The following is a 22,852-nucleotide window of genomic DNA, read 5'->3' on the forward strand; positions in this document are numbered from 1 at the left end:
AATGTTCGTCACGGGTCGGTTTCTCGCCCTGGTGCTGCTGGGTGCGGTGCCGATCGTGGTGTACCCGGATTTCGCGACGGTGTGGCTGTGGGCGCTGTTCTGTCTGGTCGTCGTGGTGATCGATGTGGTGTCGGCTGGTCCCACCACGGTGGTACGTCTGTACCGTTCTCCGACGCCACCGATCCGGTTGGGCGATGCGACCACGTCCACGCTGTATGTGGAGAACACCGGTTCTCGGCGTTTCCGCGGTCAGATCCGGGACGCGTGGCAACCGTCGGCCGGCGCCGGGAGCGGAGCGAGCGGGTCGAATCGTCACGGCGCCGGGAGCGCAGCGAGCGGGCCGAATCGTCACGGCGCCGGGAGCGGAGCGAGCGGGCCAAGTCGTCATGAAGTGGTGGTGCCGACCGGTGAGCGACGGGCACTGACCACCGTGCTGCGTCCCACTCGCCGCGGCGATCGACGAGCCGTCCGGGTCACCATTCGTCGCGCCGGGCCGCTCGGCATCGCGGGGCGCCAGGGATCGCAGTATGTCGCGGGCCACGTGCGAGCGTTGCCGCCGTTCGGTTCTCGGAAGCACCTTCCGTCACGGCTGGCCCGGCTGCGTCAGCTCGACGGACGGTCCGCCGTTCGGATCCGCGGGCAGGGCACCGAGTTCGACTCGCTGCGCGACTACGTCGAGGGTGACGACGTGCGGAGCATCGACTGGCGTGCGACGGCACGGCGACGCTCCACCGTCGTGCGCACCTGGCAGCCGGAGAAGGACCGGCACATTGTCATCGTGCTGGACACGTCGCGCACCTCCGCCGGACGCGTCGGCGACGTTCCGCGTCTCGATGCCGCCATGGACGCGGCGTTGTTGCTCGCGGCCCTCGCCTCCCACGCAGGCGACCGCGTCGACCTGATCGCCGGCGACCGCCGTGTGCATCGTCGCGTGGTGGGGTCGGGACGCACCACGCTCCTCAATGACCTGGTCAATGCCATGGCACCGTTGGAACCCGCTCTGCTGGAGGCTGATTGGCCGATGCTGGGCGCGGAGGTGGCCAAGATCAGTCGGCAGCGGGCGCTGTTGGTGTTGCTGACCCCGCTGGAGCCGGCCGCGGTCGAGGAGTCGCTCCTTCCGCCGCTGTCGGTGCTCGCACAACGCTATCGGGTGGTGATCGGATCGGTCTCGGATCCGGCGCTGCCCGAGATGCTCGACCGACGCGACGACGCCCGCGAGATCTACGACGCCGCCGCCGCGGCGCGGACCCTCGCGCTGCGGAATCGGACAGCGGCGGCGGTCGGGCGGATCGGGGTGGATGTGGTCGATGCCGACCCCGAGCAATTGCCGGCTGCGCTGGCCGATCACTATCTGTCGTTGAAGGCGCGCGGGTTGTTGTAGGTGCACCCGTCGACGGCATTGCCCGTGATCTTTGACGGCCCGTCGGTCGTGCCGGGAACGGCTGTTCGCCGGGCCCGCAGCAGTCGCCCGACAACAGGGCGACGGACCGGCCGAGCGATTCCATTGAATCCCGCGATGAGTTCCACCCCCAGGTGCAGTCTGACCTACATGGGCACACTCATCTATGGCTTCAACGTCTCCGTCGACGGCTACATCGCCGACGCACAGGGCAACTTCGACTGGTCGGAACCGGACGAGGAGCTGCACCAATACTGGAACGACTTCGAACGGGAGACCGTCCTGTCGCTGTACGGGCGGCGACTCTACGAACTCATGTCCGCGTACTGGCCGACCGCCGACCAGGACCCCGACGCCGGGCCGATCATCGCCGACTTCGCGCAGGTCTGGCGCGACATGCCCAAGGTCGTGTTCTCGCAGACCCTGGAGTCGGTCGACTGGAACTCACGCCTGGAGCGGGGCGACCCGGTCGAGGTGGTGAGGAAGCTGAAGGCCGAGACCGACGGCCAGATGGAGGTCGCCGGTGCGACGCTGGCCGCGCCGATCGTGCAGGCCGGATTGGTGGACGAGTTCCGGCTCGTCGTCGCGCCGACCGCCGTCGGGGGTGGCCTTCGGTTCTTCCCGACGCTGCCGTCGTGGATCTCGATGCGGCTCGTGGAGAACCGCACCTTCCCGGGCGGCATCGTCCTGCTGCGGTACGAGATGAAGCGGGACTGATGGGGCGCACGTATCACCCCACCGTCGGAACCGCCGCGCCGCGCTCGGCCTCGCTGACATCGCCTGCCTCGCCGGCGTTGTGCGCCCAGCGTCCCAGCGTGAACACGTAGGCCAGGAAGCCGCCCCACGCGATCAGCCCGACGCCGATTCGCGCCCAGGTCGGTAGCTCCGACGGTGTGACGAAGGCTTCGATGAGGCCGCAGATCAGCAGCAGCACAACCAGTCCGAGGGCGACACCGATCGCCGCACGACCCTCTTCACCGAGGGCCTGCACCCGTGTTCGCGCACCGGGCGACACCCACGCCCAGAACAGGCGCAGCCCGACGCCCGCGGCGACGAACAGGCAGGTCATCTCCAGCAGCCCGTGCGGCGTGATGAGTCCGAAGAACAGATCGCCACGTCCGTGGCGGATCATGATGGAGCCGACGATCGCCAGGTTGAGCATGTTCTGGTACAGCATGTAGATCACCGGCAGGCAGAACACCCCGAAGCCGATACACAGTGCGGCGAGCCAGAAGTTGTTGGTCCACACGCGCGCTGCGAACGAGGTGGCCGCGAATTCGCTGTAGTAGCCCTCGAAGTCGTTGTTGACCAATTGATCGATCTGGCTCTGCGACATCAGCGAGTTCTCGATGCGCGGGTGGGCGATCATCCACCACCCCATGATCACCGCCGCGCCGAACGACGCGACCATCACCGAGATCCACCACCACCGCATCCGATAGAGAGCGGCCGGGAAGGTGCGCGCGAAGAACCGGCCGACGTCGGACCAGGTTGCGGCGCGGGTGCCTGCCGCGCGGGACCGCGCCCGGGCGAGCAGCGCCGAGAGATAGGCGACCAACGAGGCGTCGGGTGCGGTCGAACGGATCACCGACAGGTGGGTGGCGACCCGCTGATAGGTGTCCAGGATCTCGTCGGCCTCGACTCCCGACAGGTTGCGTTGCCGCGAGAGTCGGTCGAGCCGCTCCCACGTCGCGCGGTGCGCGGCCACGTAGGCGTCGAGATCCACGCGGTCAGCGTATCCGCCACCACACCCGGTTCGCCCGCATCGTCATTCATCCGTAGCAGAGGGCCGCGCGAGACGCGGCGTGACGACTACGCTTGGCCACCATGTACGGCCCCCTGCCCCCGACGATGGTGCCGCCCGGCGTCAGCGGAACCGTCGGCGTTGGTCGCGACGACCTCGTGTCCGGCGAGGCCGTGGCCCTGGATCTCCCGCCGGCCGGCATCGGACTACGTATGGTCTCCGGTCTCATCGACCTCGTCTTGGGGTTCGCGGCCTGGTTCGCCTTGCAATGGTTGAGCCTCAAGGTGGTCGGCGACACCGACTTCGCCCTCTTGGCCGCGTCGTTCACCCTGTCAATGGTCACGGCCCTGGTGGTCGTCCCCACGGTCATGGAGACGCTCACCCGCGGCAAGACCGTGGGCCATTACGCCCTCGGGCTGCGTACGGTGCGCGACGATGCCGGGCCCATCGGTTTCCGGCATGCGTTGACCCGTGCGCTCCTCGGGGTGGTGGAGATCTACGGATGCTGGGGACTGCCGGCGTTGATCGCAGCCGTCGTCACCCGCAAGGGCAAACGCTTCGGCGATCTGCTGGCCGGTACCTACGTGATCCGCGATCGGCACAAACTCGCCGCGCCCGAGCCGATTCCGATGCCGCCGGAGTTGGCGATGTGGGCGAAGACCGCCGACGTCGCCCCGTTGCCCGACCAACTCGCCATCATGGTGCGACAGTTCCTCACCCGCCGCGACGGTCTTGCGCCGCAGGCCCGGATGCTGTTGGGGCAACGGCTGTTACGTGACGCGGCGCCGTTCGTCGCGCCGGCCCCACCCGCCGGCGCGCCGGACGAGATGGTGCTTGCTGCGATCATGGCCGAACGGCGACAACGTGACACTGAGCGGCTCGCGCGAGATGAACGGCTACGGCGGAGGTTGTTGCGCTGATCTGGTTCTCAGGTCTCATCAACTGATCAACCGACTCGACTCCTGCCTCGGCCCTGACTCCGCCGTACCCCGGCGAGACCGCAGCACCACCGCGCCGACGATCGCGAACATGACATCCGCCAGGATCTCCACGACGGCAGTGACCCACGAGAACCACGTGACACGCGCGGCCGGCGGGGCGTTGATGAAGCTGTCGCTGAAGAATCCCCACGTCGGAAGGAGATGTGCCACGGTGAATCCGATGGCGCTGAGCGATCCGACCCCGACGGCGAAGTAGGGTGCGGCACGACTTCCGGCGAACACCAACACCACGGTGATCGCCGCGAGCATCAGTTGCACGGTGCCGCCGATCATCACCGCGCGAGGGACCACATCCATGCCCCGCCGGAGATGATCCGCCGCGTGCAACGACAGAGCACACGCGAAGATGACCGTGGCCCAGCGGAACACACGTTCGATCTCGTTGGGGTCATCGATCTCGAGCATCATCGTGTCTCCTCGGGGCGTTGTCGGTCCTGTCAGTCCTCAGTCCTCAGCGCCGCCCATGCAGCTGACGCGAAGGCGTCGACCGCCCTACGGGGGATGCTCGATTCGGTACCGAGAACCCAATACCGGCTGTATTCCTGTGCGGGTCCCAGCCACAGTGCCGCGGTGATTCCGGGCTCCATCGGGCCCACGACTCCATAGGCATGGTGCGGACGCCACCAATCGGCGACCGCGGTCAAGAAGGCGTGGTTACGGTCTCGCAGTTCCGGACTTTCCAGCCGATCGCCGAGAAGCAGCGCAGCCTCGCCCCGGTGCTCGACGACCCACTTCAGGTGGTACTCGACTCCTGCTCGGATTCCACCTTCCGCGGTCGGTTCCAGCCGGAGAATCTGCAGGAATCCGTCTTGGAATTCGCCGATGAGTTCTGCGAAGACGGCCGCCGCGAGCGCCTGCTTGTCCGGGAAATGGTGATAGAGGGCGCCGACGCTGACACCGGCGTCGCGACGCACGTCGTCGAGAGCCGGCGCCAGCGTGCCGTCTGCGGCAAAGCGTCGGCGTGCCGAATCGATCAGCCGACCCCGCGCATCCGAACTGCGCATCCTCGTCACGAGGATTACTCTACACTGACCGAGGTTTTCTCTGTCAACGGTGAGAAGGTTCCATGGCCGACTACGACGCGATCGGAACCACATATTCGACGACCCGCCGAGCTGATCCGCGCATCGCAGCCCGGATCACCGAGGCCTTGTCGGGGACCGCATCGGTCGCCGACGTCGGCGCGGGGGCGGGGTCGTATGAACCCGCCCAGACCGTCATCGCCGTCGAACCGAGCAGCGTCATGATCGCCCAGCGACGACACGATGCCGCTCCGGCGGTCCGCGCGGTGGCCGAGATGCTGCCCCTGCGAACGTATTCCGTCGATGGTGCGATCGCCGTGCTGACGGTGCATCACTGGCACGACGTGGACCGGGGCCTGGCCGAACTGGTCCGCATCGCTCGCCACCGGATAGTGATCCTCACCTGGGATCACCACGTGTTCAGGGACTTCTGGCTCGTCCGCGACTATCTGCCGGCTGCTGCCCGGACAGACGGACGACTGTCGGTCCCGATCAACCGGCTCACCTCGTTGCCCGGCAGGGTCTCGGTGACGCCCGTACCGATCCCACATGACTGCGTCGATGGTTTCGGCGGCGCGTTCTGGCGTCGGCCGGAGGCCTACCTCGACCGGACTGTGCAGGCCGGCATGTCGATGCTTGCCCTGACGCCGCGATCACAACTGCACGAGGGCCTTTCCCGGCTCCGCGAGGACATCGCGAGCGGCCGGTGGTCGGATCGCTATCCTGAGCTCGCCGCCCGGTCGGAGTACGACGCCGGCTACCGACTCATCGTCGCCGAGTTCTGATCGATGCGTTCTCGCGTCGATATGGCGGAGGTTGTCGGATCGTCTGCGGTCCGAGGCCGGCGGCACCGGAGCGCGTCACTTGACCTTGACGCCCACAGTCGTTCCCGACCGCGTGGTCATGGCCAGATCTGTCTCACCCTCCGGATTCACGGCCGAGGACGTCGTGCCGCGTGATGCGACCATGAGGATGTTCCAGCCTTCCGAGCCCGCCGGCGTGGTCAGGGTGAGCCGCCACGTCCCGGCACTGGGTGTCCATGCACACGTGTTGAAGGGGTTGGCATCTCGTAGGTAGGCCAGGGTGTCCTGACGTGTCACTCCCGCGGCATTCGCCGGCACCGTTTGCTGATAGTCGACGGTGTTCTGATGACTGACGCACACATCCCCGGACGGTACGGCCTGAACGCGATACGTCCGCGCGGTCGGCACGTTGCCGGGGAACTCGAGACGCAACGTCATGTAGGTGTCGGTGACGGCCCCACCACCCGGTCCCCCCGGTCCCGAGGATCCGCCGTCCAGACTGCCGAGGGGCCCGGCCGACGCCTGACCGGCCATCCCACCACCCGCGGTCACCATCGCCAGCAGCGCTACGCAGGTCCAGAGACGTCGTGCACGCATCATCGGAGCTCCTGTCGGTGTCCGGTCCCGGGGTCGCACCGCTCGGAGTGATCGTAAGCCGTCGGGTCCGGCCCGCGGACGCGATCGCGCTACTTCAGATCAGCACTCGACTTGCCGAGCACACGCCGGGCGATGATCAGCTGCTGGATCTGCTGCGTGCCCTCGAAGATGTCGAGGATCTTGGCGTCGCGCGCCCACTTCTCCAGCAGCTGGGTCTCCGAGAATCCCGCAGTGGCACCGACTTCCACCGCCTTGTTGGTGATGTCGGTGACGGTGCGTCCGGCCTTGGCCTTCGACATCGACGCCTCGGCGGAGTTGGGCTGCTTGTTGTCTGCCATCCAGGCCGCGCGCACCGTGTGCAACCACGATGCCTCCCAGTCGGATTCGAGGCGGATGAACTCGCACACCGATGCGTGCTGGGCCGCTGCCGGCTTGTCGTAGTCGACCGGGTGACCGGCCTCCTCGAGCATGCGACGCAGCTCCTCCAGGGCGGCGCGGCCGAGTCCGATCGCCATCGCGGCCACCACGGGGCGGGTGTTGTCGAAGGTCTGCATGACGCCGGCGAACGCCTTCTTGGTGTCCACCTCGGGCGAGCCGAGCAGATTGTCGGCGGGCACTCGGGCGTTCTCGAATCGAAGCACCGCGGTGTCCGACGACCGGATGCCGAGTTTGTGCTCGAGGCGGGCCACGGTGACGCCTTCGGTCGTCATCGGGACCACGAAACTCTTGATGGCCGCCCGCCCGGCGCTGCGGTCGACGGTCGCCCACACCACGACGTGATCGGCCCGCGACCCGGCGGTGACGAAGATCTTCTCGCCGTTGATGACGTACTCGCCGCCGTCACGGGTGGCGGTGGTCGACACGGCGGCCGAGTCCGACCCGAAACTCGGCTCGGTGATGGCCATGGCGGCCCACACCCCGGAGAACTTCTCGAGCTGTTCCGGATTGGCGACGGCGGCGATGGCGGCATTGCCGAGGCCCTGATGCGGAATCGATAACAAGAGTCCGACGTCGCCCCAGCTCATCTCCCGCGCCGAGATCAGCGCCCGCATGTTGGGACCGTTCACGGTGTCGGCGTCGGCCTCCGCCGGCTTGTCACCGTCGGCGGCCTTCTCCTTCTGACGCGACTGCTGAGCCAGTTTGCCCAGCTCATCGAGCTCCGTGGGGTACTCATGCTCCGCATTGTCGTACTTGCGCGAGATGGGCCGGAAGATGTGCTCGGCCGCCAGGTGAGTGCGCTCGACCGTCGAATCGAACTTCTTCGGGAGTTCCAGGTTGATCGCCATGCGAATATCTTACTCATCAGTAAGTTCTTTTCCAACCATGAGTTCTCCACAGGGCCGGAGCGAATCCTTTTCCAACCCCCGTTGAGGACATACTCTCGAACCCGTGACTTACGACGACGACCTCGCCTACCGGATTCGCGGAATGCTCGCCGCCGAATGTGGGGTGGACGAGAAGTCGATGTTCGGCGGTCTCGCCTTCCTGATCAACGGCAACATGGCCATCGCGGCCAGCGGGCAGGGTGGCCTCATGGTCCGTGTGCCGCCCGAGGAGACCGAGGTGCTGCTCGAGTTCGACCACACCGCGCCCATGGTCATGTCCGGCCGCGAGACCCGCGGATGGTTGCGGGTGTCCGACGACGGCATCCGCACCGAGCGTCAACTGCAGCGCTGGGTGACCATCGGCAGCGATTTCGCGCGAAAACTGCCGCCGAAGTAGATCTCGATACGGCCCCTCGCCTGGCGGCTCGGAACCTACTCGATCAGCGGTTCGAGGACGGTGTCACCCAACCCCGCCGGCCCCCACCGCTGGTCGATCAGCGAGTCGAGGACGGTGTCACCAACCCCGCTGGCCCCCCACCGCTGGCCGATCAGCGGTTCGAGGAGGATGTCACCCAACCCCGCCGGCCCCCACCGCTGGTCGAGTAGCGAGCGAGCCCCCTGGGGCGAGCCCGCGTATCGAGACCCGCAGACCCCGTCCCTACGGCACCACGTTGACCATGCGCCCCGGCACCACGATCACCTTGCGCGGTTCACCGTCGAGCAGCGGGACGATCTTTTCGTCGGACAGCGCGGCGGCCCGGATCGTCGCCTCGTCGGCATCGGCGGCCACCGTGATGCGGCTGCGGACCTTGCCCTTCACCTGGATGGGGATCTCGACGGTGTCCTCGACGAGCCACTTCTCGTCGGCCTCCGGGAACGGACCGCGGGCCAGCAGCGTCTGCCGGCCGAGCCGATGCCACAGTTCCTCGGCGATGTGCGGGGCCAGCGGCGCCAGCATGACGACCACCGACTCCACCACCTGACGGGGTGCGCCGGCCGCGTACTGCTTGGTCAGGTGGTTGGTCAGCTCGGTCAACTTGGCCACTGCGGTGTTGTTCCGCAGCGCCGAATAGTCCTCGCGGACACCGGCGATCGTCTTGTTCAGCAGCTTGAGTGTGTCGTCGGACGGCGCATCGTCGGTCACCCGAACGTCGCCGGACTCCTCGTCGACGACCAACCGCCAGACCCGCTGCAGGAACCGCTGGGCACCGACGACGTCCTTGGTCGCCCAGGGCCGCGACTGATCGAGGGGGCCCATGAACATCTCGTAGACGCGCAGTGTGTCCGCCCCGTAGTCGCGGCAGATGTCATCGGGCGCAACGGAATTCTTGAGGGACTTGCCCATCTTGCCGTATTCCTGGGACACCGGCTCGCCGTTGTAGAAGAACCCGCCGTCGCGCTCGGTGACCTCTTCGGCCGGGACATAGACGCCACGCGCGTCCGTGTAGGCGAAGGCCTGGATCATGCCCTGGTTGAACAGCTTCCGATAGGGCTCCCGACTCGTGACGAACCCAAGGTCGAACAGGACCTTGTGCCAGAAGCGCGAATACAGCAGGTGCAGGACGGCGTGCTCGACACCGCCGATGTACAGGTCGAGCCCGCCCGGATCGTCGGGCCCGTGCAGCGCAGGCCGCGGACCCATCCAGTAGGCCTCGTTCTCCTTGGCGCAGAAAGTGTCCTCGTTGGTCGGGTCGATGTAGCGCAGCTGGTACCAGGAGCTACCGGCCCACTGCGGCATGACATTGGCGTCGCGGGTGTAGGTCTGCACGCCGTCACCGAGGTCGAGGTCAACAGTCATCCAGTCGGTGGCCTTGGCCAGCGGCGGCGACGGCTCACTGTCGGCGTCGTCGGGATCGAAGGACACCGGCGCGTAGTCGTCGACCGCCGGGAGTTCCACCGGCAGCATCGATTCCGGCAGCGCGTGCGCATTGCCGTCCGCGTCGTACACGATGGGGAACGGCTCGCCCCAGTACCGCTGCCGGGCGAACAGCCAGTCGCGCAGTTTGTACTGGATGGTGCCGGTGCCGGCCCCCTGCTCCTCCAGCCATTCGGTGATCTTCGCCTTCGCGGCGTCAACCTGCAGACCGTCGAGGAAGTCCGAGTTCACCGCCGGCCCGTCACCGGTGAAGGGTTCGGTCGCCACGCCCTGCTCGGAGCCGATGACCTCGCGGATGGGCAGACCGAACACGGTCGCGAACTCGTAGTCACGGGTGTCGTGCGCCGGCACGGCCATGATCGCCCCGGTGCCGTAGCCCATCAGGACATAGTCGGCGATGAACACCGGAACCTGTTCGCCGTTCACCGGATTCGTGGCGAACGAACCGGTGAACACACCGGTCTTCTCCTTGTTCTCCTGCCGCTCGAGGTCCGACTTCGCCGCGATCGCGGAGCGGTAGGACGTGATGGCCTCGGCCGGGCTCGCCGAACCGCCGGTCCAGCGATCGTCGGTGCCGGCGGGCCACGTGTCGGTGGTCAGGGTGTCGACCAGGTCGTGCTCCGGCGCGAGCACCATGTAGCTGGCCCCGAACAGCGTGTCCGGACGGGTGGTGAACACGTCGATGGTGCTGCCGGTGGCGGGAACGGTGAACGACACCTGCGCGCCGCGGGAGCGCCCGATCCAGTTGCGCTGCATAGTCTTGACCTTGTCCGGCCAGTCCAGCAGGTCCAGGTCGTCGAGGAGGCGATCGGAGTATGCGGTGATGCGCATCATCCACTGGCGCAGGTGCTTGCGGAACACCGGGAAGTTGCCGCGGTCGCTGCGACCGTCGGCGGTGACCTCCTCGTTGGCCAGCACGGTGCCGAGTCCCGGGCACCAGTTGACCAGCGAATCGCTCTGGTAGACCAGCCGATACGAGTCGATGACCTCGTTGCGCTCGGCCTGGCTCAGGGACTGCCAGTCCCGCCCGTCGTCCGGAGTCCGCGTCCCCGCATCGAACTCGCCGATCAGTTCGGCGATGGGCCGCGCCTTGGCCTGATCGGTGTCGTACCACGCGTTGAAGATCTGCAGGAAGATCCACTGCGTCCAGCGATAGAACTCGACGTCGGTGGTGGCAACCCGGCGACGTTCGTCGTGACCCAGGCCGAGACGGCGGATCTGGCCCAGGTACCGCTCGATGTTCTCCTCGGTGGTGGTCCGCGGATGCGTACCGGTCTGCACCGCGTACTGCTCGGCGGGCAGCCCGAAGGAATCGAAGCCCATCGTGTGCAGCACGTTGCGACCCGTCATCCGCTGATACCGGGCGAACACGTCGCTCGCGATGAAGCCCAGCGGGTGCCCGACGTGCAGGCCGGCGCCCGACGGATACGGGAACATGTCCTGGATGAACAGCTTCGCGTCGGCGTCGTCGCCGGCCCCACCGAAGGCGGAGAGATCGCCGGCGAGCGGCCCGACCGGGTTGGGTGCCTCATACGCGTGCTGGTCCGCCCAGTTGCGCTGCCACCGCGCCTCGATCTCACCGGCCACCTCCGCGGTGTACCGATGTCCGGGCACGCCGGCGTCCGTGGCGGTCGACGCGGCGTGGGCAGAATCAGCTGAAGTCACCCGACCAGCGTAAATCCTCCGTTCGGGGGTACCGGCGACGGGGAGTGATCTGCGACGCGGATTGGTCACCCCACTACAGGCGGTCGTATGGTTGTCGATGTGAGTGTCCTGCCTGTTGTCGCCGCCGTCGTCGTGTTCGCGTTCGCCGCGATGTGGTCGGCCGTCGGTGTACTGGGCCTTTCCGGACGACTGCCGCGTAACCGCTGGCTGGGCGTCCGCGCGGACGAGACCATGCGTTCCGACGAGGCGTTCACCGTCGCCAACCGGGTGGCCGGGCCCGGCCTGCTCGGTGCCGCCGGAATCCTGATCCTCAGCGGCATCGTCACCCTCGGGGTGGGCGGCTACTGGTCGATCGTGTTCGCGGTGGTCGGGCTGATCGCCGCCATGTTCGTGGTCGGCCTGGTCAGCGCCTACGGTGTGCGTGCCGCGTCCGCCGTGCCCGCCGATGACGAGGCCGGTTGCTCATGCTGCTCGTCGCACGACGATGCCGCACCCGCCGCCGCGGAATCGGCGACGGCCGGCGATGAAGCCGCCCACGCCGCCGACTGCGGAACGTCGCGCTGCGGCGCCTGCACCCTGCGCGGGATCTGCTCCAACGAGTCCGCCCAGGCCTGAGCCTCGGTGCGGTCCCCCATCGCGGTCGGGCGCGGTCTGCTGAGCCGATCCCCGCTCGACGGCTTCATCCTCGCGATTCTCGGTGCGGTCCTGCTCGCCGCCGTCCTCCCCGCACGCGGTGCCGCGGCCGACGTGCTCGAGTGGGTCGTGATCGTCGCGATTGCCCTGCTCTTCTTCCTGTACGGCACCCGCCTGCATCCGCGTGAGGCACTCGAGGGTCTCAAGCACTGGCGCCTGCACCTGACCATTCTGGCGTTCACGTTCGTCGCGTTCCCGCTCATCGGACTCGCGATGCGTCCGATCGTCGAGCCCATCGTCGGCGCCGACCTCTACGCAGGCCTGCTGTTCCTCTGCCTCGTGCCGTCGACGGTCCAGTCGTCGATCGCGTTCACCTCGATCGCCCACGGCAACGTGCCCGGCGCCATCGTGAGCACGTCGGCGTCCAACATCATCGGGGTCTTCCTCACCCCGCTGCTCGTCGTCGCGCTGATGACCACCCAGAACGACGTGCACATCGACGGGACATCCGTCCTGAAGATCGTCGGGCAGATCCTCGTCCCGTTCGTCCTCGGTCAGCTCGCCCGACCGTGGGTCGGCGGGTTCTTCACCGGGCACGCGCGGGCCACCCGGTTCGCCGACCGCGGTTCGATCGTCCTGGTGGTCTACGCCGCGTTCAGCGAGGGCGTCCGCGACGGCATCTGGTCAGTCGTCGACGCCGGACAGGTCGTCGCGGTGGCGATCATCTCGCTGATCCTGATCGTGGTGATGCTGCTGCTGACCCGTTGGGTGCCCCGACGTCTCGGGTTCGACCGCGGCGACGTCATCGCGATCCAGTTCTGCGGCACCAAGAAGAGTCTCGCGACCGGGCTGCCGATGGCCACCGTGCTGTTCGCCGGCTCGACCGTCGGCCTGATCGTGTTGCCGCTGATGATCTTCCACCAGATCCAGCTGATCCTCTGCTCGTGGCTGGCCACCCGCTACGGGCGCGACGTCCACTCTCAGGAAACAGAAGTTCGCTAGACTGCCGGCATGACAGCCGACGTTTCGAAGACCGTCCGCGACACCGGCGATCCGGCACCGGTCCAGCGCGAGGTCATCGGGGACCCGCCGACCGGCGGCGACCTGGAGGCGGCAATCGCGCATCAGGTCCGTCTGCTCCGGCGCAACGCGGGCATGTCGGTGGCCGACATGGCCGCCAAGGTCGGCATCTCCAAGGCGATGTTGTCGAAGATCGAGAACGCCCAGACATCTTGCAGTCTCTCCACTTTGGCTCGGCTCGCGGCCGGCCTCGACGTCCCGGTCACCTCGTTGTTCCGCGGCGCCGACGTCGAGCGTGAAGCGGTGTACACCGAATCCGGCAAAGGTGCCGTCATCGTCGGGCGTGGCACCCGGGTGGGTCACCACTACGAACTGCTCGGCGGTCTGCGTGGGCAGCACAAGCGGCTCGAGCCGGTGCTGGTCACCCTCACCGACGACAGCGAGGTGTTTCCCCGCTTTCAACACCCCGGCACGGAACTGCTCTACATGCTCGAGGGCGTGATGGTCTACGGCCACGGCAACGCCGAATACACACTGCGCCCGGGTGACTGCCTGTTGCTCGACGGTGAGGGCATCCACGGCCCGCACGACCTGGTCCGTCTGCCGATCCGCTTCCTGGCCGTCACCGCCTATCCGGACAATCACGAGTCGGAGTAGGACGCCCCGCCCTCGAGGTCCGGACCGGGTATCGACACGAAGTCGAGGATCTCGCGGACCAACGTGTCCGGCGCCTCGACATTGACCAGATGACCAGCATCCGGGAGTACCACTAGTCGTGCTCCGGGAATCGCGTCGGCGAGGTCGCGCATGTCCGCCGTCGGCACCAATGCGTCGTCGGCGCCGCCGAGGACGAGAGTCGGTGCCGTGATGGTCTCCAGTGATCGGCCGTCGAACGCGCGATTGGCCGCGTACTGGTACAGCCAGGCCTCGCCGGCCTGCTCCTCCACGCCGTCGGGGAACTCGAGTGCGGCCAGATTTCGTGGCTCGGACAGATACTCCGACGAGAAGAGCCACGGTCCGACGAGTTCGAAGATCCGGCGGTCGGTCGCGCCATCGCGCACGAGTGTCTCGATGCCGTCGAGGAACAGTCGGGCCCGCGCGCCGATCGTCAGGTAGGTCGACGCGAGGACGAGTCGATCCAATCGTCCGGGGTGGCGGGCCGCCAGACTCTGCGCCACCAGACCGCCCATCGAGAACCCCACAATGCTTGCCCGCGAGACGCCTTCGGCGTCGAGGACGGCACACACGTCGTCGGCCAGATCGTCGATGTCGTGGCCACCCGGCGTCGCAGAGGTGCCACCCGAGCCGCGTAGGTCGATCGCGATGACCCGCAGATGCTCGCCGAACGGGCTCATCACCTCGGACCAGAAGTCGACGTCACCGCCGAGACCGTGCAGTAGGACCAGCACGCGCTCGCCGGCACCGGCGATGACCCGATGGATGTGGAGACTCGCGGCCTTCCCGGCACTCACGGATCCGGATACTACGCGGCGCCCTGGCGTTCCGTGGGGGTGATCGAGCGTCGCCGATCGGCTTTCGACTCCGGCGAGATGATTAACAAAACGGCAACACGCACGACCGCAGACCGCCTCATCCACTGTTTCATACTGTTGGCCGTTGATTAGTAACAGTTAACCTCGCAAAGCGTGCAATGCGGGTGGGGAGAGGAACACGATGGACCAAGCGATCACGGCGGCCAACACCGCCTGGATGTTGGCGGCGTTCGCCGCCGTAGCCCTGATGGTGCCCGGGCTCGCCATGTTCTACGGCGGCATGGTCAGCGTCAAGAACACCCTGAACATGGCGATGATGACCTTCGGCGGATTCGCCGTCGTCGGCGTCCTGTGGATCATCTTCGGCTACTCGGCGGTGCTCGGCGATTCGATCAGCGGCTGGGGCCTGCTCGGCGACCCGTTCGAGTACTTCGGCTCCAGCCAGCTCATGACCGCACCGGCGGATGACGTCCTGCCGCCGGCCATCGTCTCGGCGTTCCAGCTGTTGTTCGCCGGCATCACGGTCGCGCTGATCAGCGGCGCCGTGGCCGATCGGATGAAGTTCGGCGCATGGATGGTGTTCGCCGGGGTCTGGGTGACCTTCGTCTACTTCCCCGTTGCCCACTGGGTATTCGCCTTCGACTCCGCCGACGGATCGGTGATCGGCGGTTGGATCGCCAACACACTGGGCGCCATCGACTTCGCCGGTGGCACCGCGGTCCACATCAACGCGGGCATCGCCGCGCTGGCACTGATCCTCATCGTCGGCAAGCGCCATGTCTTCCCGAGTCCGCCCCGCCCGCACAGCCTTCCGCTGACCATGCTCGGCGCAGGCATGCTGTTCTTCGGATGGTTCGGCTTCAATGCCGGTTCCGCGCTCAGCGCGGGCAACAGCGCAGCGGTCGTCGCACTCAACACCGTCGCCGCCGCCTGTGCCGGCATCTGCGGCTGGCTGCTCGCCGAGAAGCTGAAAGAAGGGCGGGCCACCTCGCTCGGCGCGAGCTCCGGTCTGATCGCCGCGCTCGTCGGCATCACCCCCGCGTGTGGTGCGGTGTCCCCGATCGGCGCGCTCATCATCGGCGGCATCTGCGGCGTCGCCTGCTGCCTCGCCGTGTCGCTGAAATACCGCTTCCGCTATGACGATTCGCTCGACGTTGTCGGCATCCATCTGGTCGGCGGCATCATCGGCACCCTGCTCATCGGCTTCCTCGCCGACGGCTCGGCACCGAACGGGGTGTCCGGCCTGTTCTACGGCGGCGGCTTCGACCAGTTGTGGCGCCAGCTCGTCGCGACCATCGCGGTGCTCGCCTACAGCTTCACCGTCACGTTGCTCATCGCCCTGGCCATCCGGGCCACCATGGGCATCCGGGTCGATGAGGAGAGTGAGCGGGAAGGCCTCGACGTCGCGGTACACGGTGAGAGCGCCTACATCATGGAGATCATCGAGACCGGCTCCACCACGGTCGCCGTGCCGGCCGACGCCGTCGACGGTGCGACCGCGATCACCGGGTCGTCCGCGTCACCGGAACGGGCACCGACGAGCTGACCGTCGGATCTCACCGAGAAGCACTCTGCCGACCGGGCCTTTCGGGCCCGGTCGGCAGTGCGCACTTGGGAATTAGCTGGTGGGAATTGCTTGAATCCGAGAAACTGCTCTTCGAAGGCTGTCGCTATTCGAGGCCGCATCTGGAACGCTCCAATGTCTCTCTGCAAATTCATTCAGGTGCTCCGTGTAGAGCTCACCCGACTTGCCATCCCTTCGGACAACCTCTGAACGAATCTCGCGGGATGATGAGGCTTCGCATAGTCCCAGCAGTATCGCTTTGGGATTCTGCAATTTCTCGGGGTCTCGCGGGAGTTTCCCAGGCTCGACATGAAAGTACCGTGCGAATCCAGCGCGATCGGCAAGAAGCCAACTCTCAGTCATTGCATGAACGATACGGAGTTGAAATAGTACAGAAATCGATTCCACATCCTCCATGAGCTTCTGCCGGAGGCTGACAGGACATACGGTGTCCGAATCACGAAAGACCACGTACGGCGATCGTTTGGCAGCTGCATTATAGTTCGGGATCAGTGGATCGAGTCTCGTCTTCCCACCTTTTACAATGACCCGCGCGCTTTCATATCCACACTCGAGGAGCACTGCGCGGGCCATGCCGGTGTCCGACGCGCCTTCGACGACGGCGTTAATCATTTCTTCTTAGTGTCTCGCCCCACAGTGACCAAGTCCGAGAGGTCGCGTGGATCAATCAAACTCTGCACAATATCGGACTTTGGCAGCCGCGCATCCAATTCGTCGGCTGCCTCATCGATGTCCGCGAGCAACTCTGCGTCTGTTCCTTCCTTGGCCGGCCTCAGGACGAGGATCTCGTCCGCATGAACACCTTCGTCATCGAGTAACTCCGGTGCATGTGTCGAAAGGATCACTTGTATATCTTTCGCACGCTGTGACACAGCGAGCATCGCTGGGAGCTTTCGAACGACGCTAGCGTTGAGCGACAATTCGGGCTCTTCGAGTAGCAATACCCCTCCATTAGCAGGTGTGCTTACCATCGTCCACAGAAGTCCGATGAGTCTTAGAGTACCGTCCGAAAACTCGGCCTCAGATTGCCGTGCTGGATTCTTGCGCCAGTTCTTATACCCGGCCATCAAATGCGGTCTTCCGGCGGCGTCGACTTCGATATCGAGAGACTCAAACTCGGGAACTGCAGCCCGGAGCGCGTCCCGCATTCGCCGGAGCCACGCGTCACGAGTTTTCTGTGGCACTGCATTCATTTGCGCGATAAATTCGCCACCAAACTCCCCCGGAAGATCGTAGCGAGAGGGTTCGCGAATGATCTGTGGTACCAGGTGAAAGTAGCGAACTTTCGCGAAATAATCGGCTAGAACTCGAAAGTCCTGGTTCGCCGCAATCTGCTCAAGATGTGTTTGAGTTAAGCGCTCTGAGTCGACTCGGTCAGCCTGGTTTGGACGATCAAGAACGAGTTCCCCGTTGAAGTGGACCGACTCCCCATCGACGACGGGCCGGTTCTTTCCACCGCTCTCACCTCTGATGGAGAGCCGATAACTCCATCGATCATCGCCGTCCTCAAGGTCAATCTCAATTACCAGACGGCCACCAGCATGGTTTCTGGCAAACAGACTCCGGACTTTAGATAATCCTCCACGCTGACCTAAGGCGGACGAGAGCCCCCCACCCGGCTTAGCGATATCACCCAGGAAGCGCAAAAGGTCGATGAGATTGGACTTACCCGCGGCATTCGGTCCGACGACGAACAGCCTCGACGTCATCGGAAAATCAAGCGTCTTGAAGTTGCGCCAGTTGCTGGCGCTCACCCGAGCAATTTGCACGCACTTCTCCCTCGCGACCGACACCCTATTCAGACTGCATAGGAGCAATGATAGCCGTCGCGACCTTCCGTTCCGCCCTGCTGCCGCGCGACCGACGGAGTCTCTCCGTTCTGTCGCGCTGCCAACGGTGTCAGGGCAGCGGCGCGGACAGCGGGAGGTTCACGAAACTAGGCCGGTTCGGATCGAGCTGGATGTGCTCCGGCTTGAGCTGCGACTCGTTGAGCAACGGACGCAACGGAAGTCCACGCGGCAGGTTCATCGCGAACACGTCGACCCGCAACCGGTGACCTGGCTTGATCAGCGCCTCGGTGGGCAGCAACCCGATGTCGATCGCGACAGGCCGGCCCGGGGCGACGCGCTGCCGCGATGCCAGGGTCATCGTGTAGAACGGGTCGATCACGTCGCCGTTCGCGGCGAACTGCGACCGCGACCGGTCGTACCCGCGCAACGACGCCATCACCTGCCCGGAACTGATGACCTTCGACGTCCCGTCCGGCGCGACGTCGTTGAGCGTCGCGGTCCAGTATCCGTCGGTCGCGTCCATCACCGCGTTGACCCGGACGTTGCTGTACCCCGACACGCTGCGGGTGGTGCGGACCGGTGGTGTCGTGAACGTGAGCGCATTGCGCTCGGAGATGCGAGCGTCCTTGGCGCAGAAGGGGAACAGTGCGGTGGCACCGGCCATCTGCTGGGCCGAGTCACGCGAGCACAGCGTGAGCACCCCCGGCGAGATGGTCATCCGGCCACGGGACGCGGGCGGCGCCGAGGTCAGGCTGCCGTCGCGGACGGCGTGGGGCGCGGTTCCACTGCGGCGATCACCGAGATACAGCCGCTGACGGGTCATCCCGGCGCGCGGGAACTGCTGCGCACTGATCCAGCTGTCGCCCACCTGTTTGAGGTTGACCGGCCCGTAGCCGTCGATCCCATTGTCGATTCCCTTGAGCCACTTGTCGAACCACGCCTTCTGCAGCACATCGAGGCGCGGCGGGGTCCCCGCCCGGCCCTGCTGGCCGCCACCGATGGTCAGGTGGTAGCCGTCGCCCATGATGAGTTGCTTCTGTCCCGGCGGCAACGGGATCTTGTTGTACATGCGGACTTCACTGTTGGTGAAGAGGTCGAACCAGCCGCCGTAGATGAACGTCGGTGTGCTGATGCGGTCCGCATGATCGAGCCATGCCTGCCGTGGTTCGGAGGTGTCGGTCAGCAGTTCCTTGAGCTCCGGTGGTACCGACGGGATGTCGGGCGTCAGCAACGCCGCGAAGAGTTGCGGATAGAACGTCACGGGATCGGAGATGCGGTCCGCCAACCACTTCCAGTCGAATGTCCCGTTGAGCATCGACGCCACGTTGGGGACCATCTTGGTGGTGTTGACCAGCGTCAGCCACAGCGGCAGGAAACCCGAGCCCAGCGCTCCGCCGGGCGCGACGATGTCACGGATCAGGTCGCCACCCGGCTCCACCGGGAAGATCGCCTTGAGTGCCTTCGGGTTCTTGTTGGCGGCCTGGATCTGGTTGATCGCCGAGTAGGACACCCCGGACATCCCGACCTTGCCGTCCGACCAGCGCTGCCGCGCAGCCCAATCGATGACCTCGAGAGTGTCCGCCTGTTCCCGGTTCTGGAAGACGTCCCAGGTGCCCTGGGAGAATCCGGTACCGCGCACGTCGACGACGACCTGGGTGTAGCCGCTGCGCACGAGGTCGAAGTCGGCGAGGAAGGTGCGGGCGCCGCCGTCGCGGAGGGTGTCGGTCAGCTGGCTGATGTCCAGCGCTCCGCTGATCGGCTTGCTGATCTGACCGATCCCGGTCGCGACCTGCGTCAGCAGCGGCCCGAGGACCGGATGCTGGGTGACCGCGGACCCGAGCGCGGTGACGAGCTTGGTGTACGGGGTCATGTTGACGATGACCGGATTCTGCTTGGCGGTCGCGCGTCCGGAACGGTCGGCGGGCCGATAGATGTTGGCGCGCAACACCGTTCCGTCACTCATCCGAATCGGCACGTCCCAGGTGACGGCCACTCCGGCGTACGGCTGCGGCCCGTCGTGCGACGCCGCCCAGCGCGCGGCCGGCGCACCACCCGACGGTGACGTCGGCGCCGCCCCCGCGGTCGCCGGTGCCGCCACCAACGCAACAAGGATCCCGAAGACCCCCGCGATCATCCCCACCCGCATGACACCGACCCCCAGTCCGTGTTGATCAAGCGTCAGTAACCTAGCAGAGATGGTGGCGTGCGTCACTCGTCTCCGTGTACAGAGATCAGGACACGCGCTCGACCGTCGCGTGGGTCAGTTGCGGGAGACGTCGATCGGATGGCTTGCCAGCAGCGGCGTCGGCCATGGTTGCCGGCGCAGGACGCCGGCCCAGAGGTCGGTGGTGGTGGGTGCGAGCAGGTCCCTCGCGAGCGCGGACGCCAGCATCCAGCTGTCCTGCTCGAGCTCCCCGTCCAGCTGTCCGATGCCCCAGCCCGAGTACCCAGCGAACACCCGGACGCCCTCGAGCACCTCGGACAGCTCTTCGGGATCGCCGTCGAGATCGACCAGCACCACTCGCCCGTCGATCGGCCGCAGCGCGTCGTAGCCGGTGGCGTCGGCGCCGAGTTTCATCACGCCGAGACAGAGCGCGGCATCCTGCTTGACCGGCCCGCCGACGTACAGTGCGCGCGGCGTGGCCGCGAGATCCGACCACTGCGGCAGCAGATTGTGGACCGCCGTCTGGCTCATCCGGTTGAGCACCACACCCAGACTGCCGGCGTCGTTGTGCTCCATGACGTAGATGACCGTGCGGGCGAACGTCGGTTCGAGGAGATCGGTCGAGGCGAGGAGGAGCGTGCCCGGCCGGACTCGCCGGGAGGAGGAGGTGTCGCGTGCGGCATCGGGCGCGCCCTCCGAGTAGAACTCGGGGGTCGGGTCCTCTGAGTCGTCGCCGCCGGCCACCTTCACATCATGGCATGGCTGGGCTGTCCAGGTCGGTAGTCTGGATCAGTGATGTCTGGGTCGCCGCACGGCACCCCCGGTCTGCGGGGGTTCATCCACTCGCTGGGCCACTCTCCCGGGCTCGGGCGGCTCCTCGCGGTGCGACTCACCAGCCAGATCACCGACGGCGTCTTCCAGGCGGCCCTCTTCGGCGCGATCCTGTTCAACCCCGAACGACACGCCGACCCGCTGGCCATCGCCGGTGGTCTCGCGGTCCTGCTGCTCCCCTACTCCGTCATCGGTCCGTTCGCCGGCGCACTCCTCGATCATTGGGACCGCCGCAATGTCCTGATGTACGCCAACGTGATTCGCGGCGCACTGATCGCCCTGGTGGCGCTCTGTATCGCCACCGGGACAACCGACACCGTCGTCCTGATCGGCGCTCTCGCGGTGACCGGCGCAAGTCGATTCGTCGCGTCGGGTCTGTCCGCATCCCTGCCACACGTGGCTCACCGGGACGTGATCGTCGCGACGAACGCGCTGTTCACCACCCTCGGAGCCGGCATGCTCGCCGTGGGTGCGGGCATCGCCGCGATGCTGCGCGCGTTGTTCGGTCCGGACAATTCGGGGAGTGCACTGACCACTCTCGGTGGGGTGGCGATCGCCCTCGTCGCCGCGACGGTGGCACACGGATTCGGGCGGCTGCAGTTGGGGCCCGACGAGCCCGACGATCCCGGCCGGTCGGCGTTCCACGCGGTCACCGTCGGCTTGCTGCACGGCGCCCGGGCGGTCGGCCACTCACGCACGGTGTCGGCCGCGCTGTCGGCGATCGGCGCGCACCGTCTGGTGTTCGGCATGAACACGCTCATGCTGCTGGTGCTGAGCAAGCACGCCGGACTCGGTGACGGGCTGGCCGGTGTCACCGTGGTCGCGGGGTTCACCGCCGGCGGCGCATTCCTCGCCGCGGTGGTCACCCCGTACTCGGTCGAGCGGTTCGGCAGGCGCATCACCCTGGTCACCGCTCTCCTCGTGGGCGCGGTCGCCGAACTCTCCCTCCTCACCTTCAATGCCGTCGTCTTCTGCATCGGTGCGTTCGTGCTGGGCCTCATCGGCCAGGTGGCCAAGTTGTGCGGCGACGTCGCGATGCAGGTGGACATCGGCGACGCGGTCCGCGGTCAGGTGTTCTCCGTGCAGGACGCGGTGTTCAACATCGCCTACGTCGGTGCGGTCGCCCTTGCCGCGTTCGCCATCCCGGAGAACGGGCGATCGATCGCGCTGGTGGTGCTGGGCACCGTGGTCTATCTGATCGGCGCGGTGGTGGTGCGATTGCTGCACACTCCACACCATCCGAGGCACCACACGGTCAACGACGATCGAATCGAGGCGAACGGTCGTCAAAGCTGACGTCGGCACGACCGTCGCCGTTCTCGTCGATCAGCACCCGGTCGTAGCGGCCATCGCCGTCCTCATCGATGTAGAGCCGCTGCGCGGTCGGGATCCCGGCCCGGCGTGAACCGATCACCTCGATGTCGGCCGTGCCATCGCCGTCGAGATCCTCCGATCGCACCACGACGGCGTCATTCGACGAGGGCGGGGCGGGCTGAATGGGCGGAGCACCGTGCTCGGGTACCGGGTCGGCGACCCGGCCCGGCGCGGGTGGGATCTCCGGCTCGTCTGCGGCAGGGTCCGGCGCGGGACCCGCGACCCGCTGCCCCCACACACCGGTGCCGGTGTCGCGGAAGAATTCGTCGGGCCTGCCGTCGTCGTCGCGATCGATGACGGCGACGTCGGCGCGACCGTCCCCGTCGGTGTCCCACATCGCGTCGTCGCGCTGTCCGTCGCCGTCGAAGTCCAGCGTGACCGCGTCGTCGGTGCCGTCGGAATCCAGATCGGCGTCGGCGGCCGACACCCACGACGTGGTGTGCCCGTCGCCCATCCCGAACAGGTACTCGATGGCGGAATCCATAGTGTTTCGACGCAGCGGAGGGCGCTCGGGTTCCACCCCCTCGTGT

22 protein-coding genes are annotated in these 22,852 nt (G+C 66.5%); 10 read left to right on the forward strand and 12 right to left on the reverse strand.

The window, feature by feature from the left end; genetic code table 11:
* Position 1 precedes the first annotated feature (1 nt).
* Together D7316_RS17665 and D7316_RS17670 are read left to right on the forward strand one after the other, a co-directional pair.
* Positions 2-1,381: a DUF58 domain-containing protein gene (locus tag D7316_RS17665; protein WP_124709414.1), complete on the forward strand. Its 1,380-nt coding sequence runs from the start codon at positions 2-4 to the stop codon at positions 1,379-1,381.
* Positions 1,382-1,549: 168 nt separating this feature from the next.
* Positions 1,550-2,116 carry a dihydrofolate reductase family protein gene (locus D7316_RS17670; RefSeq protein WP_124711418.1) on the forward strand — a complete coding sequence of 189 codons (567 nt, stop codon included), beginning with the start codon at positions 1,550-1,552 and terminating at the stop codon, positions 2,114-2,116.
* Between the two features lie 13 nt (positions 2,117-2,129).
* Here D7316_RS17670 and D7316_RS17675 read toward each other — a convergent pair whose 3' ends face one another.
* Positions 2,130-3,125 (reverse strand): stage II sporulation protein M, encoded by a 996-nt coding sequence (locus tag D7316_RS17675; protein ID WP_124709415.1) that lies wholly within the window; start codon positions 3,123-3,125, stop codon positions 2,130-2,132.
* A 101-nt stretch (positions 3,126-3,226) separates the two neighbouring features.
* Between D7316_RS17675 and D7316_RS17680 the strand changes: the two genes are divergently transcribed.
* Positions 3,227-4,063: an RDD family protein gene (locus tag D7316_RS17680; RefSeq protein ID WP_124709416.1), complete on the forward strand. Its 837-nt coding sequence runs from the start codon at positions 3,227-3,229 to the stop codon at positions 4,061-4,063.
* An 18-nt stretch (positions 4,064-4,081) separates the two neighbouring features.
* On the opposite strand, the gene D7316_RS17685 is transcribed toward D7316_RS17680, so the two are convergent.
* Positions 4,082-4,552: a hypothetical protein gene (locus tag D7316_RS17685; protein WP_124709417.1), complete on the reverse strand. Its 471-nt coding sequence runs from the start codon at positions 4,550-4,552 to the stop codon at positions 4,082-4,084.
* Between the two features lie 29 nt (positions 4,553-4,581).
* Entirely contained in the window at positions 4,582-5,148 is a 567-nt protein-coding gene (locus D7316_RS17690) for a TetR/AcrR family transcriptional regulator (RefSeq protein WP_124711419.1), read from the reverse strand.
* A 62-nt stretch (positions 5,149-5,210) separates the two neighbouring features.
* On the opposite strand from D7316_RS17690, the gene D7316_RS17695 reads away from it, so the two are divergent.
* Positions 5,211-5,951, forward strand: a complete 741-nt coding sequence (locus D7316_RS17695) for a class I SAM-dependent methyltransferase (protein ID WP_124709418.1) — start codon at positions 5,211-5,213, stop codon at positions 5,949-5,951.
* A 75-nt stretch (positions 5,952-6,026) separates the two neighbouring features.
* Here the strand turns inward: D7316_RS17695 and D7316_RS17700 are convergent, their stop codons facing one another.
* Positions 6,027-6,569 carry a hypothetical protein gene (locus D7316_RS17700; protein WP_124709419.1) on the reverse strand — a complete coding sequence of 181 codons (543 nt, stop codon included), beginning with the start codon at positions 6,567-6,569 and terminating at the stop codon, positions 6,027-6,029.
* Between the two features lie 86 nt (positions 6,570-6,655).
* Complete coding sequence (locus tag D7316_RS17705) at positions 6,656-7,852, reverse strand: acyl-CoA dehydrogenase family protein (protein WP_124709420.1); 1,197 nt, start codon at positions 7,850-7,852, stop codon at positions 6,656-6,658.
* Between the two features lie 103 nt (positions 7,853-7,955).
* Between D7316_RS17705 and D7316_RS17710 the strand changes: the two genes are divergently transcribed.
* Entirely contained in the window at positions 7,956-8,288 is a 333-nt protein-coding gene (locus tag D7316_RS17710; protein ID WP_124709421.1) for a TfoX/Sxy family protein, read from the forward strand.
* A gap of 35 nt (positions 8,289-8,323) precedes the next feature.
* Here D7316_RS17710 and D7316_RS27180 read toward each other — a convergent pair whose 3' ends face one another.
* Both D7316_RS27180 and leuS read right to left on the reverse strand, forming a co-directional pair.
* Positions 8,324-8,467, reverse strand: coding sequence for a hypothetical protein (locus D7316_RS27180; RefSeq protein WP_164473810.1), 144 nt, complete (start codon positions 8,465-8,467; stop codon positions 8,324-8,326).
* 82 nt (positions 8,468-8,549) lie between these two features.
* Positions 8,550-11,432: a leucine--tRNA ligase gene (gene leuS / locus D7316_RS17715; protein ID WP_124709422.1), complete on the reverse strand. Its 2,883-nt coding sequence runs from the start codon at positions 11,430-11,432 to the stop codon at positions 8,550-8,552.
* Positions 11,433-11,531: 99 nt separating this feature from the next.
* Between leuS and D7316_RS17720 the strand changes: the two genes are divergently transcribed.
* From D7316_RS17720 to D7316_RS17730, 3 genes are read left to right on the forward strand one after another with little or no spacing between them, the layout of a single operon-like run.
* Positions 11,532-12,047, forward strand: coding sequence for an SdpI family protein (locus tag D7316_RS17720; RefSeq protein WP_408610020.1), 516 nt, complete (start codon positions 11,532-11,534; stop codon positions 12,045-12,047).
* A gap of 6 nt (positions 12,048-12,053) precedes the next feature.
* On the forward strand, positions 12,054-13,067 hold the full coding sequence (locus D7316_RS17725; RefSeq protein WP_408610021.1) for a bile acid:sodium symporter family protein: 1,014 nt from the start codon (positions 12,054-12,056) through the stop codon (positions 13,065-13,067).
* Positions 13,068-13,076: 9 nt separating this feature from the next.
* Positions 13,077-13,742, forward strand: a complete 666-nt coding sequence (locus tag D7316_RS17730) for a helix-turn-helix domain-containing protein (RefSeq protein ID WP_124709424.1) — start codon at positions 13,077-13,079, stop codon at positions 13,740-13,742.
* Here D7316_RS17730 and D7316_RS17735 read toward each other — a convergent pair.
* On the reverse strand, positions 13,727-14,557 hold the full coding sequence (locus D7316_RS17735) for an alpha/beta fold hydrolase (protein ID WP_164473811.1): 831 nt from the start codon (positions 14,555-14,557) through the stop codon (positions 13,727-13,729). The genes D7316_RS17730 and D7316_RS17735 overlap by 16 nt on opposite strands.
* Before the next feature lie 202 nt (positions 14,558-14,759).
* Between D7316_RS17735 and D7316_RS17740 the strand changes: the two genes are divergently transcribed.
* A complete protein-coding gene (locus D7316_RS17740) occupies positions 14,760-16,124 on the forward strand; it encodes an ammonium transporter (protein WP_124709426.1) in 1,365 nt (454 codons plus the stop codon).
* Positions 16,125-16,771: 647 nt separating this feature from the next.
* Here the strand turns inward: D7316_RS17740 and D7316_RS17745 are convergent.
* The 3 genes from D7316_RS17745 to D7316_RS17755 all read right to left on the reverse strand — a co-directional run bounded on the left by D7316_RS17745 (position 16,772) and on the right by D7316_RS17755 (position 20,861).
* Complete coding sequence (locus D7316_RS17745; protein WP_232016957.1) at positions 16,772-17,917, reverse strand: AAA family ATPase; 1,146 nt, start codon at positions 17,915-17,917, stop codon at positions 16,772-16,774.
* A 145-nt stretch (positions 17,918-18,062) separates the two neighbouring features.
* Complete coding sequence (locus D7316_RS17750) at positions 18,063-20,099, reverse strand: CocE/NonD family hydrolase (protein ID WP_124709428.1); 2,037 nt, start codon at positions 20,097-20,099, stop codon at positions 18,063-18,065.
* Positions 20,100-20,213: 114 nt separating this feature from the next.
* Entirely contained in the window at positions 20,214-20,861 is a 648-nt protein-coding gene (locus D7316_RS17755) for a YqgE/AlgH family protein (RefSeq protein ID WP_124709429.1), read from the reverse strand.
* A gap of 51 nt (positions 20,862-20,912) precedes the next feature.
* Between D7316_RS17755 and D7316_RS17760 the strand changes: the two genes are divergently transcribed.
* A complete protein-coding gene (locus D7316_RS17760) occupies positions 20,913-22,244 on the forward strand; it encodes an MFS transporter (protein WP_124709430.1) in 1,332 nt (443 codons plus the stop codon).
* Here the strand turns inward: D7316_RS17760 and D7316_RS17765 are convergent.
* Positions 22,204-22,806 carry a hypothetical protein gene (locus D7316_RS17765; RefSeq protein WP_124709431.1) on the reverse strand — a complete coding sequence of 201 codons (603 nt, stop codon included), beginning with the start codon at positions 22,804-22,806 and terminating at the stop codon, positions 22,204-22,206. The genes D7316_RS17760 and D7316_RS17765 overlap by 41 nt on opposite strands.
* Positions 22,807-22,852: the final 46 nt, after the last annotated feature.

Origin of the sequence: Gordonia insulae (assembly GCF_003855095.1) — a bacterium.
GTDB lineage: Bacteria > Actinomycetota > Actinomycetes > Mycobacteriales > Mycobacteriaceae > Gordonia > Gordonia insulae.